Below are 17,104 nucleotides of genomic sequence, written 5' to 3' on the forward strand. Positions count from 1 at the left end.
ATGGGATTCAAGAAACTGAGGCAGGGCGTGCTGGCCCTGTGCGCCGCCGCGGCGGTGACGGGATTGGGGCAGGCGCATGCCGCTTTTCCCGACCGTCCGATCAATGTCGTCGTGCCCACCGCGGCCGGCGGCACGGTGGATATCGTTGCGCGCATCATGGCGGAAAAACTCGGCGCCGAACTGGGACAGCCGGTGGTCGTCATCAACAAGCCCGGCGCTGGCGGCGTCGTGGGCACGCAGGCGTTCCTGCGCGAGCCGCAGGATGGCTACACCGTGCTGTTCACGGCGAACAGCAATCAGCTGATCGTGCCTTGGGTCTACAAAGACGCGAAGTTCGATCCCATCAAGGACTTCGCGCCGATCGCCGCAGTGGGTGAAGTGCCCAACGTGCTGTGCGTGAACCCGGCCTTTCCCGCGAAGGACATGAAGGAATTCATTGCCTTGATCAAGGCCAATCCGGAGAAGTACCAGTACGCCTCGGCCGGGGCGGGAACCTTGAACCATTTGCTGGGCGTCATGCTGGACCAGATGGGCGGGCTGCGCATGCAGCACATCCCCTATCGCGGCGTGTCGCCAGCCATGGCGGATGTGATGGGCAATCAGGTGCCGATGCTGTTCGCCAGCCTGCCCTCGGCCGTGGAAGGCATCAAGGCCGGCAAGCTGCGCGCGCTGGGCGTCAGCAGCGAAAAGCGCAACGCCTTGCTGCCCGACGTCCCTGCCATCAACGAAGCCATACCGGGATTCCGCGGCGACCTGTGGGTGGCGTTCTATGGCGCAAAGGAAGCGCCCCGCGCGGCGATCGACACCTTGCATCTGGCCATCCGCAAAGTCCTGGCCGACCAGGCGCTGCAACAGAAGTTCGACCAGTTGGGGGTCACCATGATGCACGACGGCCCGGCCGAGCTGGCGGCGCGGCAGCAGGCCGAGTACATGCAGTGGAAGCAGGTCGTGCAGGCCTCGGGAGCGAGTCCGGATTAAGGCCTAACGGCTGCCGTCGATATACGGCCGGGCCTGCAGGATCAGGATGTTGTCGCCCTGCACGGCCCATTCGATATCCTGGTCCGCGCCGCCCAGGCGCTGCTTGACCTGGCTGCCTACCGCGGCCAGGCGCGCCACCAGGGCATCGTTCAACACCTGGCGCGCGCCCTCGATCGGCACTTCGCGCACGCCGCCCGCTGCGTCGGCTACCAACTGGGTGTCCTCGGCTGAGCGGGTCAGTACCTGCACTGCCTTGGACCAGCTGGAGTACATCAGCTGTTCGGCCTGGCGCTTGCCTTCCACCACCTTGATGCCCAGGCCGCGCTTGGCCGAGATGTAGGTGACGTAGCGGCGCGAGGCGTCGAAGGGATCGCGGGTGATCATGACGCCCGAGCTGTCAGACGCGGCGGCCTGTTGCACCAGCACCGCCATCACCACACCGTCCTGGCCGATGCCGGCCGCGCGCCGGGCTTCGTAGGCTTCGTAGTTGTAGACCGAGGCCCACACGGTCTGCACGGCTTGCGCCAGCGCGTCGGCCTGGGTCACGTTGGGCACGGTGGTGTAGAGCCCGGCGCCGCTGAATCCCGGCAGGTCTTCGGAATTGGACGAGCTGCGCACGAATACGCCGCGGCCCTGCAACTGCTTTTGCCAGCGTTCGCGCCAGGCCGCGGCCAAGGCCGGATCGGGCTGGGCCTGGATGATGTCCTGGCGCAGCGCGGCCAGTTCGGCGCGGCGCACGTTGGCATCGCTGGCGAAGTCCGCCCGCTGTTCCAGCGCGGCGATGCGTTGCGGCACGCGCAGCTGCGCCATGAATGCCGCGTACTGCGCGAAGGGGATGCAGAAGCCGTCCGGCACGGTGGCCGCGGGTGGCAGCGCCGACTTCAGCGCGCCCAGGTTGGCCGCCTTCACGCCGCAATGGCGGCTGTCGCGTGTGACCATGCCGGAGAGCGGCTTGATTGCCTTCACCGTCAGGTCGGGCTTGGGCAGCGGCCGCGCGGCCTTGGGCGGCGGCGCGGTTTCAGGCTTGGCGATGCGCTGCACCTGATAGGCATTATTGGTGACGGTCAGCTCGACCCACTGGCCGTCGTGCTCGCGCAGCGTCGCCACGGCATCGCGCACATAGGCATTGGGGATGCGCCAGCCTTTGGCCAGCAGATTGACATGGGACAGCAGGGTGGAGGGCCGTTGCGTGACCAGGCCGGCCACGGGCGGCAGCGCGACCGGGACCTCGTCCAGCACCAGGATATCGGTCGGCGCCAGATCCGGCGTGTCGTCCACCGAGGCCACGATGCGTAGCCGGCCCTGGGCCTGACCCGTGTTCAGCGGCAGGAAGGTCTGTTCGCGCAGCAGCGATTCCTGCGTCACGGCCTTCAGGCCGGCGTCTTGCGCGAGCTGTTCATGCAGCGTGGAATTGGCCTTGAAGCGCACCGGTTGGTAGAAGCTGGCCTGCAGTTTCTCCTCGGTCAGCTGCAGCAGTTCCGGAGTGAGCCGGTCGCCTTCCCAGAATTCATAGGTGTAGCCGGGCAGGTCGCGCTGCCAGCTCAGGGTGCCGAACAGCAGACGCCGCTGCGGGTCCTTGTACTGGGCGATCAGCGTGGCTTTGTCGTCGGCGGGCAAGAGGCGACGTTCACGTGCGAAGTTCTCGTGCAGCGAGTAGCGCGGTGTGTTGAGGTAGTAGATCTTGCCGCCCTGTTTCCGGTCGATCACGAACAGCACGTGGGGGATCTCCAACGGCGTGCCGGGGTTGTAGACCCGGGCCAGCTGCTGGAATTCGGCCTGGGTCTGGATTTTCCCCAGAAAGGCCGGGCCCGCCTTTTTGGCGTCTTCCGCTGGCTGCGCCGCGCGCTCGTCGGGAGTCAACGGCCGCGAGTTCTCGTAGGGCGAAGGCTTGCGGGCAGTCTGCGCCTGGACGGACGGACCGAAGCCGGCGGCTGCCCCGGCCAATGCGGCCAGGACGATCAGGCGGGTCAGGTGGCGGGAGGAAAGGCGGCGGCGGGCGGGTGATGGACGCATGGACGGGCGGGCGGGGCGCAGGGAGCCGCGATGATATCGGAGTGGCGCGGGCGGTTGTTTCTGGATGTGGCCAACTATGCGTTGACGTTGCTGCCGGACGCAAAATACCCAATTTCAGTGATATGCATGGGGCCAAAGATGGCGTGTAATGCCGCCCAAGGCTATATCGCGCCCGCCGGCGCCGCGAGAAACCGGCCATCTCCGCACGCGATGATGGAAACGGTTTTTTCGTAGGGTCTTTTCAAAGGAGCAGCCATCGCTGCTCCTTTTTTTCGTGGCCGCTCGGGGAAACTCCCTATCTTCTGAGGACGCGCCGCCCGTTGACAGCGGCCTTGCACGAATCGATACTCGAATCCAGTACGTATACGTACAAAATGACAGGCGTCGCATCGGCCTAACGGGTTCCCACTGCTCTCGCAAAGGAGTAAGCAATGAAGGACGGCGAAATTCTTTCCGGATTCCTGGCTCCCCACCCGCCACACCTGGTGTACGGCGAGAACCCGCCGCAGAACGAGCCGCGCTCGCGCGGCGGCTGGGAAAGCCTGCGCTGGGCCTACGACCACGTGCGAGAGAGCATCGAACGCCTGCAGCCCGACGTGCTGCTGGTGCATTCGCCGCACTGGATCACCCAGGTGGGCCACCATTTCCTGGGCGTGCCGCGCCTGGCGGGCCGCTCGGTCGATCCGATCTTTCCCGACCTGTTCCGCTACGACTTCGGCATGGACGTGGACGTGGAACTGGCCGTAGCCTGTTGCGAGGAAGGCAGCAAGCTGGGCCTGGTCACCAAGATGATGCGCAATCCGAAGTTCAGGGTGGACTACGGCACCATCACCACGCTGCACATGGTGCGGCCGCAATGGGACATCCCGGTGGTGGGGCTGTCGGCGAACAACACGCCGTACTACCTCGACACCAAAGAGGGGCTCAAGGAAATGGACCTGCTGGGCCGGGCCACGCGCGAAGCCATACGCAAGAGCGGGCGGCGGGCGGTCCTGCTGGCCAGCAATACGCTGTCGCACTGGCATTTCCATGAGCAGCCCGAGGTGCCCGAGGACATGTCCAAGGAGCATCCGGCGCGTTACGACGGCTATCTGTGGGACATCCGCATGATCGAACTGATGCGCAAGGGCAGGATGGGCGAGGTGTTCGAACTCCTGCCCCAGTTCATCGACGAAGCCTTCGCCGAAGTGAAATCCGGCGCGTTCACCTGGATGCACGCGGCCATGGGCTATCCGCAGCTGGCGGGCAAGTTCCATGGCTACGGCACCGTGATCGGCACCGGCAACGCGGTGATGGAATGGAATCTGCAGGAGGCCGGGCTGTCCCGCCTTGAAGCCCCCGCTGGCGTTACGGCCTAGCCGTTGGAGACATGCCATGACCCTCGTTTCCGCATTTCTCGTTCCCGGCAGCCCGCTGCCGCAGTTGCGCAGCGACGTGGCGCCCTGGGGGCGGCTGCATCAGGCGCTGCGCGCGGCCGGCGAGTCGCTCGCCGCTTCCCGGCCCGACGTGGTGCTGGTGTATTCGACGCAGTGGATGGCGGTGCTGGACCAGCTGTGGATCACCCGCGCGCGCAGCACCGGTGTGCACGTGGACGAGAACTGGCACGAGTACGGCGAGCTGCCCTTTGACATCGCCAGCGATACGGGCTTGGCAGAAGCCTGCGTGCAGGGCTGCCGCGACGCCGGCATCCATGCGCGCGGCGTGGACTACGACCAGTTTCCGATCGATACGGGCACCATCACGGTCAGCACGCTGATGGGCTTCGGCACCGACAAGCTGCCCGTGACGCTGGCGGCCAATAACCTGTATCACGACAACGCGCAGACGGAGCAGCTCAGCCGCATCGCCTTGCAGGCGGCCGCGGCCCAGGGCAAGCGGGCGGCGGTCATCGGCATAGGCGGCCTGTCCAACACCATGTTCCGCGAGCCTGTGGCGCCGGAATCCGACCGCTTGATCTCCCAGACCGACGACGACTGGAACCGCCGCATGCTGGCGCTGCTGGAAAGCGGCGACGCCGGAAAACTGCGTGAACTCATGCCCGAGTACGCCGGGCAGGCCAAGGCGGAGATGGGCTTCAAGCACATGTCCTGGCTGCTGGGCGCGTTGGGCGACCGGTTCCGCGGCGCCAATGTGCTGGAATATGCGCCACTTTATGGCAGCGGCGGAGCCGTGGTGGAATTCAAGCTGGATTGAAGACGCGTACCGCGCGGCGCCTTCGAGGGGGCGCCAATCCCCGTGGTCAGGCAGCGCCCGCCAGCGCCACCGGTATCTCCCTGGCCCCCGCCGTGCGGCGCCATTGCGCCGGCCCCGATACATGCAGGTTGCCGCCCGCCGCGTCCACCGCCACGGTCACGGGCATGTCCTGGACTTCGAACTCGTGGATCGCTTCCATGCCCAGGTCCTCGAACGCGACCACCCGGGCGCTGCGGATGGCGCGGGAGACGAGATAGGCCGCGCCGCCCACGGCGATCAGGTAGGCTGCCCGGTGGCGTCGGATTGACTCGACCGCCTGCGGGCCGCGCTCGGCCTTGCCTATCATCGTCAGCAGTCCCGTGCGCTCCAGCATCATGTCGGTGTAGCCGTCCATACGCGTGGACGTGGTCGGGCCGGCAGGGCCGACGGCCTCGTCGCGCACGGCGTCCACCGGGCCCACGTAGTAGATGGCTCGGCCGCGGAAGTCGGCGGGCAGGGGCTCGCCGCGTGCCAGCATTTCGCGGATGCGCTGGTGCGCGGCATCGCGTCCGGTCAGCATGCGGCCGTTTAGCAGCAAGGTTTCGCCGGCGCGCCAGGACGCGACCTCCTCGCGGGTGAGGGTGTCCAGGTTCACGCGCCGACCGGCGCTGGATCCGCGCCCGGGTCCCAGGTCGGGCCAGAGATCCAGCGAGGGCGGGGCCAGGTGTGCGGGGCCGGATCCGTCCAGCACGAAGCTTGCATGGCGCGTGGCCGCGCAATTGGGGATCAGCGCGATGGGCTTGGCGGCCGCATGCGTGGGGTAGGTCTTGATCTTCACGTCCAGCACGGTGGTGAGGCCGCCCAGGCCCTGCGCACCCACGCCCAGCGCGTTGACGCGCTCGTGCAGTTCCAGCCGCAGTGCGTCCTCGGGCTCCAGTGTTTCGCCGCGCTGCGCCCGCGCCTGCAGTTCGTGCATGTCCAGCGGCTGCATCAGGCTTTCCTTGGCCAGCAGCACCGCTTTCTCGGCGGTGCCGCCCACGCCTATGCCCAGCATGCCGGGCGGGCACCAGCCGGCGCCCATGGCGGGTATCTGCGCCAGCACCCAGTCGACGACGTTGTCGGCCGGGTTCAGCATGGCCAGCCGCGCCTTGTTTTCCGAGCCGCCGCCCTTGGCCGCGACAGTGACGGCCACGCTTGCGCCCGGCACGATGCGTGTGTTGATAACGGCGGGCGTGTTGTCGCGGGTATTGCCGCGGCTGAACAGCGGGTCCGCCACCACCGAGGCCCGCAGCGGATTGTCCGGGTCCAGGTAGGCGCGCCGCACGCCGGCGTTGACGGCGTCTTCCAGGCTACCGGTAAAGCCCTCCCAGCGCACGTCCATGCCGACCTCCAGGAAGACGTTGACGATGCCGGTGTCCTGGCAGATCGGCCGCTTACCGATGGCGGCCATGCGCGAGCTGGCCAGGATCTGAGCCATGGCGTCGCGCGCTGGCGCGCTGGCTTCGCGTTCATAGGCGCGGGCCAGGTGCGCGATGTAATCGGCCGGATGGTAATGGCTGATGTACTGCAGCGCGCTGGCGATGGATTCGATCAGGTCGTCCTGGCGGATGAAGGTGCTCATGGCGTGCGAGGGCAGGTGACTTTGGCAGAGGATCAAGTTCAATCGGCGTGCAGCGTGACGCCGGGCCGGTCCTTGACCAGGCTCACGGCGACGAACGACACCACGGCCATGGCGATGACGTAGACGCCTACGTGCCAGGACTGTCCGGTGGCGGTGATGATGGACTGCGCGATCATCGCGGCGAAGGCGCCGCCCAGGATGGAGCCCAGCGCGTAGCCTGCCGACACGCCCGAGTAGCGCACGTCGGCCGGGAACATCTCGGCGTACAGCGCGGCCTGCGGGCCGTAGGTCAGGCCCAGCGGCACCGACAGCACGGCCAGGGCGAAGGCGAATTGCATGACGTCGCCGGAGTCGACGAAGGACCACATCGGTATGGCCCACAGCGCCAGCAGCACGTAGCCGAGCTGGAAGGTGCGCACGCGGCCGATGCGGTCGCCCAGCCAGCCGCCCAGCAGCGTGGTGCCCAGCCAGCAGGCCGCGGCCAGCGTGCAGATCATCAGCACCTGCTGTGGCGGCATGCGCAGCGCCCGGCTGCCGTAGCTGATGAAGAAGCCGACCAGCAGGTAACCCGCCGTGCTGTTGCCCACGAAGATCAGCGTGGTCAGCAGGATCTGGCGCGGATGTTTGCGCAACAGCGTGCCCAGCGGCGCCGAGGAATGGCTGCGGCGCGACTGCATCTCCAGGAACACCGGCGATTCCTCGACTGCGCGGCGGATGAAGACGCCGACAATGATGAGCGCGATGGACAGCAGGAAAGACACGCGCCAACCCCAGGCCATGAAGTTGTCGGGGCCGACCAGGGAGGTAATGCACCACAGCACGCCGGTGGCGACGATCATGCCCAGCGGTACGCCGATCTGGGGGAAGGCGCCGAACAGCGAACGCCGGTCGCGCGGCGCGTGCTCGACCGCCATGAGCGCCGCGCCGCCCCATTCGCCGCCGGCGGAGAACCCTTGCAGCACGCGCAGCGTCACCAGCATCACCGGCGCCCAGATGCCGATCTGCGCGTAGGTGGGCAGCACGCCGATCAGCGCGGTGGACACGCCCATCAGGATCAGCGTGGCCGCCAGCACCCGCTTGCGGCCGTAGCGGTCACCCAGATGGCCGCAGACGATGGCGCCCAGCGGCCGGAACAGGAAGGCCACGCCCACCGTCGCGAAGGACAGGATCAGCGACAGCTCGGGATTTTCCTTGGCGAAGGGCGCGAAGAACAGCGAACCCAGCACCAATCCCGCGGCCTGGACGTAGATGAAGTAGTCGTACCACTCGATGGCCGAGCCGACCAGGGTGGCGGCCAGTACCTTGCGGTCGTCGGCGCTGACCAGCGGGCCGGATGCGGACCGGCGGGCGGAAGCGACGGCGGCGCCGTCGGCGGGAATTTCTGTCTGCATGGTTGTCTCCGTGGGGGAATGCGGCGATTCAGCTTCTTATTGGGAGGCGTTGCCTAGGCCGCGGCGCTCTGCGGCGCGTCGGGCTGGTTTTCCGGACGGGCCGCTACGAACGCGGGCAGGCTGGCGCAGGCCTGGACGATGGCGCGGACCCGTTCGAAGGGCGTCAGGTCCGCGCCGTAGCGCAAGGCGTTGTAGACCTGCGGGATCAGATAGCACTCGACCAGCGTGGGCGCGGCGCCCAGCGCGTAGCCGCCGTCCTGCGCCACGGGCAGCGCCGCCTCGAAGGCCTGGAAGCCCTCGGCGCACCAGTGGCGGTACCAGTCCTGGATCTGTTCGTCATCCGCGCCGAACTGGGCGCGCAGGCGCTTGAGCGCGCGCAGGTTGTTGAGCGGATGCATTTCGCAGGCGACCAGTTGCGCCAGCGCGCGGGCCTGCGCGCGCAGCGCCGGATCGGCCGGCAGCAGCGGCGCGCCGGGATGCCGCTCGTCCAGGTACTCGATGATGGCCAGCGACTGCTGCAGGCGCAGGCCGTCGATTTCCAGCATGGGCACCAGGCCGAAGGGCGCGAGCGAGCGGTAGGCGGGCTGCTGGTGCTCGCCCTTGACCATGTGCCAGGTGACCTGCCGGTAAGGCAGGCCTTTCAAGGCCAGGGCGATGCGGACCCGGTAGGCCGCGGAACTGCGCCAGTAGCTGTGCAGGGTGAGGGCAGGCGTATCGGCCATGGCGGTCTCCGGTCAGGCAGCGGCGGGCTCAGAAGCGTCGGCCGATACGGTGCCAGGCAAGGGGCGCGTGCCGGGAATGCGCACCTGCTGGTCGATGTCGCCGAACAGGCTTGCGCCCGCGTCGTCGCGCATGCCGATGCACACACGGTCGCCATGCTTGAGGAAGGGCGTGCGCATTTCGCCGTCGCGCAACTTCTCCCGCACGCGCGCCTCGACCAGGCAACACACGCCGGCCGCGTCGCTGGCATTCGAAATGGTGCCGCTGCCCACCAGCGTGCCCGCGCCCAGGCGGCGCGTGCGGGCCGCGTGCGCGATCAGTTCGCCGAAGTGGAACTGCATTTCCTCGCCCGCCTGGGGCCGGCCGATCTGTTGGCCGTTGAGCCACACCTGCATGGCGCGGTGCAGCTTGCCGCCGCGCCAGTAGGGGGCGAGCTCATCAGGCGTGACGAGCACGGGCGACAGCGCCGAGGCGGGCTTGCCCTGCAGGAAGCCGAAGCCCTTGGACAGCTCTGGCAGCACCACGTTGCGCAGGGTCACGTCGTTGACCAGGCCCAGCAGCACGATGTGTTCGAGCGCCGTGTCGGCGTCCACGCCCAGCGGCACGTCGTCGGTCACCACCACGATCTCCGCTTCCAGGTCCACGCCCAGTTCCTCGCTGGCGGCGGTGATGTCTTCGCAGGGGCCCATGAAGTCATCCGACGCGCCCTGGTACATCAGCGGATCGGTCAGGAACGAAGGCGGCATCTCGCCGCCGCGGGCGCGGCGCGTCAGCTCCACGTGGTTCAGGTAGGCCGATGCGTCCAGCCATTGGTAGGCGCGCGGCAGGGGGGCGGCGCAGCGGGCGGGGTCGAAGGGGAGGCTGGCGCCGTCGCCGGCGTTCAACGATTCGTATTCGGCCTGCAGCAGCGGCGCGGCGCGGGCCCAGTCGTCCAGCGCCTGCTGCAAGGTGGCCGCGATGTGCGGCACGGCGCGCATGCGGGTCAGGTCGCGGTTGACGATGGCCAGGACGCCGTCGCGGGCGCCGTTGGTCAGGGTGGCGAGTTTCATCTTCAGGTACTCCGTATCGGATAGGCAGGCCCGCGCCGGGGCCTTGTCGTGCGGGATCAGGCGGTGAGTTCGGCCCACATGTCGCGGTCGCGCTGGGCGGTCCAGACGCGCGGATCGGCGATGCCGCTGGCCTCGTCATAGGCGCGCGAAACATCGAAGGGAATGGCGTGTTCGTAGATGACGACGTGACCGAACTCGGGGTCCATGACGCGGCGCGTGTCCTCATAGACCTGCTTTAGGCTCTTGCCTTGCTCCACGCCCTGGCGCGCGCAGCCGTACAGCGTTTCGACCCAGCTGCGCGTGTAGCCGATGGCTTCGCGGCAGGCGGCGGGCGTGGTCAGCGCGGGGCCGCGGCCCGGCACCATCTGGCGCGGCTCCAGCGCCTGCAGGGCGTCCAGCGTGGCGGGCCAGTCGGACAAATAGGCATCGCCCGTGTACACGCCCGCGTTGAATTCCACCAGGTCGCCGGAAAAACAGATGCCCTGCGACGGAATCCAGACGATGGAGTCGCCCCGGGTGTGGCCGGCGCCCAGATGCAGCATGCGCACTTCGAGGCTGCCCAGGAACACGGTCAGTTCGCGCTCGAACACCACGGTGGGCCAGGTCAGCCCGGGTATGGTCTCGGCGGACTGGAACAGCCGCGGGAAGCGGCCGATCTCCGAGTCCATGTCGGCTTGGCCGCGTTCGACGATGAGCTCATGCGTGCCGCGGCTGGCGTACACGTTGGCTGCGCCCTCGGCGGCGAAGGCCGACGCGCCCAGCACGCGCACGGCGTGGTAGTGCGTCAGCGCCACGTGGCGGATGGGCTTGTCCGTGACGCCGCGGATCGCGCGGATCAGCGCCTGCGCCATGGCCGGCGTCGCGGTCGCGTCGACCACCATCACGCTGTCGTCGCCGATGATCACGCCCGAGTTTGGGTCGCCGTCGGCAACGTAGGCGTAGGCGTTGTCGGACAGGCGTTCGAAGGAGATCTTCTTTTCCGCCAGGTCGGCCTGGGAGGCGAAGGGTTTGCTCATGGTGTTCCTTTAATGAATGGAAAGTGGGCGGTTCAGCTGGCGTGGGCCTGGCCGCGCTGCTGGCTGCTGGTGCCGGTGGCGCCGGGCATCAGCCCGGCGGCCTTGTCGCGGGTCCAGGCGGCCAGGTCGTCATGGGCGCTGCGGCGCTTGCGGGCCACGTAGTCGTCCACGGGCAGGCGCAGGGTCAATTCGAGCCGGATGCCGTTGGGGTCGAAGAAATAGATGGAGCGGATGAAGTGGTGGTCGGTCGGCCCCACCACGTCGACGCCGTGGGACAGCAGTCGCTGGCGCATCCCTTCCAACTCGGCCTCACCGCGGATTTCCATGGCGAAGTGGTTGACCCAGCGCGGCGTGGCGGGATCGGGCTGGCTGAGTCCGTTGTCGCCCAGATCGAAGAAGGCGATGTGGGAGCCATCGGCGAATTCGAAGAACAGGTGCACGAAGGGGCAGTGCTCGCCCGTGGAGGGCACGCGTTCTTCCTTGACCACGTGCACCAGCGGCAGGCCCAGGATGTCTTCGTAGAAATGCCGGGTTTCTTCCGCGTCGCGGCAACGCCAGGCGAAGTGATGCAGGCCCTGGATGGCGGGGCAGGCAGGGGGGTGTTGCAGCGTCATGGCGCCGTCTCCGTGGTTCATGGAATGTTCAAGGCGGGCGAACCGGGCTGGCTCGCCAGCATCTCGTCGACCGCCGCCTGCACACGGGCCGCGTCGTCCACGGCTTCGATGAGCAGAAGCGACAGCCGGGCCAGGCTGTCGCGCTGGGCCGCGGGGTCGGGCACGTTGGTCAGTGCAATGAGGCGCTCGAGCAGGTCGTCAAGCTGTTGCTGGGATAGCGGCATGGCTGGCGCCTCCGGTTGAGCGGTAGAGGCCGCGGGCCTCGGGCAGGGATTCGGGACAGGCGCCGGGCGCATCCAGCGCCGCGCTGATCCAGGCCTGCACGGCCTGGGGATCGCGCGTCTCGGGCGTGGCGGCGGCCATGACGTGCTGGTCGGGGCGCAGCAGCCAGGCCTGGCCATCCAGCGTCTGGCCGAGCTGGTGCGCCAGAGCCGCGCGTCCGCGTTCATCGCACAGCGGTCCGACGGCGGCCCAGCGCAGCAGGCCGTCGTCGTCCTCTACGCCGGCCGGCAGGGCATCGCCGAACACCAGGACGGTGAACCAGGGGCCAAGCAACCCGTGCAGCGTCAGGCCGTCGCTTTGCCGCAGCACCACGTTGGGCAGCGCGCGCCCGGCCAGGACGTGCGGGCCGCAAGCCAGCGCAGATTCGGGATAGATGGCCGGCATGCACAGGCGGCCGGTGTTGATCATGCGGGCGGCGACGGCGTGGCGCGGCGCCAGGTCGATGATGGCGTCGCGCCACAGCGCGGCCGAGCGGGCCGCGCCCGGGTAGACGAAGCGCGAGGAGCGGCGCGCCTGGCGGATGTTCTCCATCGCGGCGTGCTTGCGCTCCACGCTGTAGGTGTCCAGCAGGGAGTCGCCCGCGCGGCCTTGCAGCAGCAGGGCCAGCTTCCAGCCCAGGTTGTCGGCGTCCTGGATGCCGCCGTTGCCGCCGCGCGCGCCGAAGGGCGCGACCAGGTGGGCCGAGTCGCCTGCGAACAGCACGCGGTCGTGGCGCAGGCTGTCCAGGCATTCATGGCGGTAGGCCCAGACGCCGTGCCAGGCGATGTCGAATTCCACGCGTTCGCCCAGCAGGTCCCACACGCGCTGGCGCATCGCCGCGTCCGTTGCCGCCTCGGCCGGGTCTTCGTCCGCGCGCAGTTGGAAATCCAGCCGCCAGGTGTCATCGGCCATCTTGTGGCGCCAGACCGCGCGGCCATGGTTGCTGCGCGCGTCCAGCCAGGTCCAGCGTTCCTCCGGCCAGGTGGTGTCGCGCAGCACGATGTCGATGATGATCCAGCGGTCCTCGGTCTGGTCGTAGACCCGCGGACTCAGGCCCAGCATGCCGCGCACCGCGCTCTTCGCGCCGTCGCAGGCGACGACCCATTGCGCGCGGCACAGATAGACGCCGTCGGGCGTCTCCACCTGCAGCGTCGCCGGGCCGTCCGCTTGCGGTTCGATGCCGGCGACGCGGTTCAACCAGCGCAGCTCGGCCAGCGGCTCGCGCATCAGCGCGTCCACCAGGAAGGCTTCCAGGTAGTACTGCTGCAGGTTGACGAAGCCGTTGTGGCGCATGTCGGGCTGGTCTTGCAGCGTGAATGAGGCCACCGCCATGTCGCGGCACAGCACGCGGCCCACGTTCCAGCGCACGCCCTTGCCGACCACGTCGCCGGCCATGCCGAGCCGGTCGAAGATGTCCAGCGTGCGCTGCGCCCAGACCATGCCGCGCGAGGCCAGGCCACGCACGCCGACGGTGTTGTCGTCGTCCAGCACGACCACGGGGATGCCGCGCCGCACCAGATCCAGCGCCAGCGTCAACCCGGTCAATCCGGCCCCCACGACCGCCACCGGATGCGGATCGCGGCGCGGGCGGTCCATTTCCTCGGGCCTGACGTATGGATAGATGGGAAGCTCTTTCATCGTTTTCCCTAGTTCGATGTGGTTTGTTGCAGGCCCCACTCTAGGAGCGCCGCGCGGGTCCGTCATGTCCTCACGGAAGAGGACATCGCGGCGGCGGGGGATGACCTTAGAATCGGGAAAACACGCGCAAGCGGGGGAAAACGACACCATGGAAGAGACAAACAACCCTATGCCCGCGGGCGGGGGGCCGGACCGTTGGGCCGAGTCCGCCGTCATGGACCTGGGCGGTCCGATGTTCCATGCCGCGCTGTTGCTGGCGTTGCGCGAAACCGTGGCCGCCGACCACGTGTCGCACGTGTTCTACGGCCACGAGGGCTCGGTGCAGTATTCGTCGGCCGCCAGCCTGCTCAACCAGTCCCTGATCGAATGGACCACGAATGTGTTCGTGGACAACGAGTTCTACCGGCGCGACCCCAATTACGGCCTGCTGCGCGACATGGCGTGCCGGCCCGGCCACCATCCCGACCTGGTCGTCCAGACCGCGTCGCCCGAACGCATCGCGGATGACGAGTACCGCCGCGTATTGTTCGAGCGCCCGGGCTTTGCCAGCAAGATTTCGCTCATCGGCTGCCGCGACGAGGGCATCAGCTACCTGAACCTGTATTTCTCGCACGCCCATTCGCCGGACGTAGCCGAACTGATGCGCGGGCGAGCGCCCCTGCTGATCGCGTTGGCGCGGCGTCATCACCAGTTGTGCCGCGCGGAAACGGACGCGCCGCGCGCGCCGTCCTGGTGCAGCGGACTGTCGCTGCGCGAGATCCAGGTGGCGGACTTGCTGCGCCAGGGCCATACGGCGAAGGAAGTGGGGCGCGAACTGGGCCTGTCGCCCACCACCGTGGTCACCTACAAGAACCGCATCTTCAAGAAGAACAACGTGGCCAGCCTGAAGGAGTTCCTGATCAAGGCGCCGGCCGCGCGCGCCGTGCCGGCCTGTATGCCGGAGGCGGGCGGGCGCTGAGCGTCGGGGCTGCTGCTGCCGGGTTTCGGCGCCGGCTCGCGGGCGTCGGGTAGCGCTTGCCCGCGGCCCAGGTCGACGCCGTCGCCGCCGGCTTCGGCATCGCGCAACTGGCGACCTGGCTGGCGGCCGACGCCTTGCGCGACGGTCGGGTGGTCGAGGTGCTGCCGCAATTGGCCACCGAAGGCCTGCCGCTGTACCTGGCGTGGCCGCTGGGCAAGCAGTTGCTGCCCAAGGTGGATGCGGTGGTGGAAATGCTGGGGGAGTCGCTCAGCATCGTGTAGCGGGCGGCCGCAATATCGTTTGGTCTGAGAAAGTGACGGCCCTGCGCCGCGCTGTTCCTACGTCTTCTACGCTCATGGTGGGAGGAGGACGGCTCAAGTAAACAGTTCTGTTTATTTATTCAACATTTTTGTTTATGCTCAATCAGGCCGTGACCATCGGTCATGAAATACAGCGAATTCAAGAGATGGCTGGAACGACAAGGGGCAGTGTTTGTGCCGCATAAGTCAGGCAGCAGCCATTACCGGGTTACCTTGAACGGCGTGACCACTATCTTTCCACATCATGGGTCCAAGGAAATGGGCAAGCATCTGGAAAGCGAAATCAAGAAACAGCTCGGTTTGAAATGACGCCGTGCGTCACGTGGATAGCCTTGCCTGGCACATTCATCAAACGGAAGCCCAAATGCTGACCTATCCCTATACCCTGACTCGCGACTCCAACGATACGTGGCTAGTCCGGTTTCGCGATATTCCAGAAGCGCTAGCCGTAGGGCAGGACGTCGATGAGGCGGCAATCAACGCCGAAGAGGCGCTCGAAGCTGCGCTGGAGATCTACTTCGAGGCGCGTCGCCCCATTCCCATGCCCTCCAAACCTGCCAAGGGCCAGGCGTCAGTAACCTTGCCCGCCTTGGTCACCAGCAAGGTTTTTCTGTCGAACGAGATGATTCTTCAGGGGGTGCGCAAGGCCGAGTTGGCGAGGCGCATGGGGGTTCACATGCCGCAAGTGGACCGGTTGCTCAACGTGCGACACGCATCCCGGATCGAGCAAGTCGAATCCGCTCTCGGGCAGCTTGGGCGCCGCCTGGACGTGTCGATTGCCTGAGGCTGGCAAGCCTGCAAGTCCCGCATGTCAATGAAAATCGGCCCCGCTAACGGGGCCGATCATCTTGCATCGGAAAACCAGGCTTACTCCGCCGTTTCCTGCAGCACGCGCCGGGCTTCCTCGGCCACGCGCTCGGGGGCGGTGCCGCCCACGTGCTTGCGGGCCGCGACCGAGCCTTCCAGGGTCAGGACCTGGTGCACGTCGTCGCCGATGCTGGCGTGGTAGGCCTTGAGTTCGTCCAGCGACAGGTCGGCCAGGTCGCAGCCGCGCTGTTCGCAGTCGCGCACGGCGTGGGCCACGACTTCGTGGGCGTCGCGGAACGGCACGCCGCGCTTGACCAGGTAGTCGGCCAGGTCGGTGGCGGTGGCGAAGCCTTGGAGGGCGGCGGCGCGCATGTTGTCGGCCTTGACCTTGATGCCGCCGGCCATGTCCGCGAAGATCGTCAGCGTGTCGCGCACGGTGTCGACGGTGTCGAACAGGCCTTCCTTGTCTTCCTGGTTGTCCTTGTTGTAGGCCAGGGGCTGGCCTTTCATCAGGGTCAGCAGGGCGACCAGGTGGCCGTTGACGCGGCCGGTCTTGCCGCGGGCCAGCTCGGGCACGTCGGGGTTCTTTTTCTGCGGCATGATCGAGCTGCCGGTGCAGAAGCGGTCGGCCAGGTCGATGAAGCCCACGCGCGGGCTCATCCAGAGCACCAGCTCTTCGGACAGGCGCGAGACGTGCGTCATGATCAGCGCGCCGGCGGCGCAGAATTCGATGGCGAAGTCGCGGTCGGACACGGCGTCCAGCGAATTGCGGCACACGCCGTCAAAGCCCAGGGTCTTGGCGACGCGCTCGCGGTCGATCGGGTAGGACGTGCCGGCCAGGGCGGCGGCGCCCAGCGGCAGGCGGTTCACGCGGCGGCGGCAGTCGGCCAGGCGCTCGGCGTCGCGGCCGAACATTTCGGCGTAGGCCAGCAGGTGATGGCCGAAGGTGACGGGCTGGGCGACTTGCAGGTGCGTGAAGCCGGGCATGATGGTGCCGGCGTTGTCCAGGGCCACCGTGGCCAGGGCGTGGCGCAGCTGGCGCAGCAGGTCCAGCAGGTTGTCGATTTCGGCGCGCAGCCACAGGCGGATGTCGGTGGCGACCTGGTCGTTGCGCGAACGGCCGGTGTGCAGGCGCTTGCCCGCGTCGCCCACCAGTTCCACCAGGCGCTTTTCAATGTTCAGGTGGACGTCTTCGAGGTCGAGCAGCCATTGGAAACTGCCGGCGTCGATTTCGGACAGGATCTGTGTCATGCCGCGCTGGATGTCGGCCAGGTCCTGGGCGCCGATGATGCCCTGGGCGGCCAGCATGTCCGCGTGCGCGAGCGAACCCTGAATGTCGTAGCGCGCCAGGCGCTTGTCGAAATCCACGGACGCCGTATAGCGCTTGACGAGTTCGGAAACCGGTTCCGAGAACCGGGCGGACCAGGCCTGCGCCTTGTTGGCGAACTGGTTTTGATCGGGGGAGGGAGTGTTTGCCATGATGGGCGGAATTATAGGCCCTGGCGCGCAAGGCCGCGCCGCCGGGCGCGGGTTCCGCGGGGGCGAA

The 17,104-nt window shown here is 67.6% G+C and carries 17 protein-coding genes; 7 read left to right on the forward strand and 10 right to left on the reverse strand.

The annotated features are described in order from the left end of the window. Nucleotides 1-978 (forward strand): Bug family tripartite tricarboxylate transporter substrate binding protein, encoded by a 978-nt coding sequence (locus AC1RHV_RS00500; protein WP_125472194.1) that lies wholly within the window; start codon nt 1-3, stop codon nt 976-978. 3 nt (nt 979-981) lie between these two features. Here the strand turns inward: AC1RHV_RS00500 and AC1RHV_RS00505 are convergent, their stop codons facing one another. After that, nucleotides 982-2,991 carry a PEP/pyruvate-binding domain-containing protein gene (locus AC1RHV_RS00505; RefSeq protein ID WP_492299596.1) on the reverse strand — a complete coding sequence of 670 codons (2,010 nt, stop codon included), beginning with the start codon at nt 2,989-2,991 and terminating at the stop codon, nt 982-984. A 431-nt stretch (nt 2,992-3,422) separates the two neighbouring features. On the opposite strand from AC1RHV_RS00505, the gene AC1RHV_RS00510 reads away from it, so the two are divergent. Continuing rightward, nucleotides 3,423-4,349, forward strand: coding sequence for a DODA-type extradiol aromatic ring-opening family dioxygenase (locus AC1RHV_RS00510; RefSeq protein WP_492299597.1), 927 nt, complete (start codon nt 3,423-3,425; stop codon nt 4,347-4,349). 16 nt (nt 4,350-4,365) lie between these two features. Further along, nucleotides 4,366-5,184, forward strand: a complete 819-nt coding sequence (locus tag AC1RHV_RS00515; RefSeq protein ID WP_175182094.1) for a DODA-type extradiol aromatic ring-opening family dioxygenase — start codon at nt 4,366-4,368, stop codon at nt 5,182-5,184. A gap of 46 nt (nt 5,185-5,230) precedes the next feature. Here the strand turns inward: AC1RHV_RS00515 and AC1RHV_RS00520 are convergent, their stop codons facing one another. Genes AC1RHV_RS00520 through AC1RHV_RS00555 form a run of 8 tightly spaced genes read right to left on the reverse strand, consistent with a single transcriptional unit; the run spans nt 5,231 to nt 13,473 of the window. Beyond that, on the reverse strand, nt 5,231-6,784 hold the full coding sequence (locus tag AC1RHV_RS00520) for a fumarate hydratase (protein ID WP_492299598.1): 1,554 nt from the start codon (nt 6,782-6,784) through the stop codon (nt 5,231-5,233). Nucleotides 6,785-6,822: 38 nt separating this feature from the next. Further along, nucleotides 6,823-8,175, reverse strand: coding sequence for an MFS transporter (locus AC1RHV_RS00525; RefSeq protein WP_175163930.1), 1,353 nt, complete (start codon nt 8,173-8,175; stop codon nt 6,823-6,825). Between the two features lie 53 nt (nt 8,176-8,228). Further along, entirely contained in the window at nt 8,229-8,897 is a 669-nt protein-coding gene (gene maiA / locus AC1RHV_RS00530; RefSeq protein WP_119449485.1) for a maleylacetoacetate isomerase, read from the reverse strand. Nucleotides 8,898-8,909: 12 nt separating this feature from the next. After that, the gene (locus tag AC1RHV_RS00535; protein WP_119449486.1) at nt 8,910-9,944 is read right to left on the reverse strand and encodes a fumarylacetoacetate hydrolase family protein; all 1,035 of its coding nucleotides are present in this window, start codon (nt 9,942-9,944) and stop codon (nt 8,910-8,912) included. Between the two features lie 56 nt (nt 9,945-10,000). Beyond that, nucleotides 10,001-10,960, reverse strand: coding sequence for an MBL fold metallo-hydrolase (locus tag AC1RHV_RS00540; RefSeq protein ID WP_054456584.1), 960 nt, complete (start codon nt 10,958-10,960; stop codon nt 10,001-10,003). A gap of 32 nt (nt 10,961-10,992) precedes the next feature. Then, a complete protein-coding gene (locus AC1RHV_RS00545) occupies nt 10,993-11,574 on the reverse strand; it encodes a VOC family protein (protein ID WP_054456847.1) in 582 nt (193 codons plus the stop codon). A gap of 17 nt (nt 11,575-11,591) precedes the next feature. Continuing rightward, on the reverse strand, nt 11,592-11,798 hold the full coding sequence (locus AC1RHV_RS00550; protein ID WP_054456585.1) for a hypothetical protein: 207 nt from the start codon (nt 11,796-11,798) through the stop codon (nt 11,592-11,594). Beyond that, on the reverse strand, nt 11,773-13,473 hold the full coding sequence (locus AC1RHV_RS00555) for an FAD-dependent oxidoreductase (RefSeq protein ID WP_192351974.1): 1,701 nt from the start codon (nt 13,471-13,473) through the stop codon (nt 11,773-11,775). Before AC1RHV_RS00555 ends, AC1RHV_RS00550 begins: the two co-directional genes overlap by 26 nt. Before the next feature lie 148 nt (nt 13,474-13,621). Between AC1RHV_RS00555 and AC1RHV_RS00560 the strand changes: the two genes are divergently transcribed. The 4 genes from AC1RHV_RS00560 to AC1RHV_RS00575 all read left to right on the forward strand — a co-directional run bounded on the left by AC1RHV_RS00560 (nt 13,622) and on the right by AC1RHV_RS00575 (nt 15,535). Then, complete coding sequence (locus AC1RHV_RS00560; protein ID WP_119449488.1) at nt 13,622-14,431, forward strand: helix-turn-helix transcriptional regulator; 810 nt, start codon at nt 13,622-13,624, stop codon at nt 14,429-14,431. A gap of 56 nt (nt 14,432-14,487) precedes the next feature. Then, on the forward strand, nt 14,488-14,712 hold the full coding sequence (locus AC1RHV_RS00565; protein WP_225588708.1) for a LysR substrate-binding domain-containing protein: 225 nt from the start codon (nt 14,488-14,490) through the stop codon (nt 14,710-14,712). A 162-nt stretch (nt 14,713-14,874) separates the two neighbouring features. Beyond that, entirely contained in the window at nt 14,875-15,060 is a 186-nt protein-coding gene (locus tag AC1RHV_RS00570) for a type II toxin-antitoxin system HicA family toxin (RefSeq protein WP_119449491.1), read from the forward strand. A gap of 55 nt (nt 15,061-15,115) precedes the next feature. Continuing rightward, a complete protein-coding gene (locus AC1RHV_RS00575) occupies nt 15,116-15,535 on the forward strand; it encodes a type II toxin-antitoxin system HicB family antitoxin (protein ID WP_054456849.1) in 420 nt (139 codons plus the stop codon). A gap of 83 nt (nt 15,536-15,618) precedes the next feature. Here the strand turns inward: AC1RHV_RS00575 and argH are convergent, their stop codons facing one another. Continuing rightward, nucleotides 15,619-17,037 (reverse strand): argininosuccinate lyase, encoded by a 1,419-nt coding sequence (gene argH, locus AC1RHV_RS00580; protein WP_054456589.1) that lies wholly within the window; start codon nt 17,035-17,037, stop codon nt 15,619-15,621. Nucleotides 17,038-17,104: the final 67 nt, after the last annotated feature.

The sequence above is a fragment of the Achromobacter sp. GW823-FHT04E03 genome, from assembly GCF_058796095.1.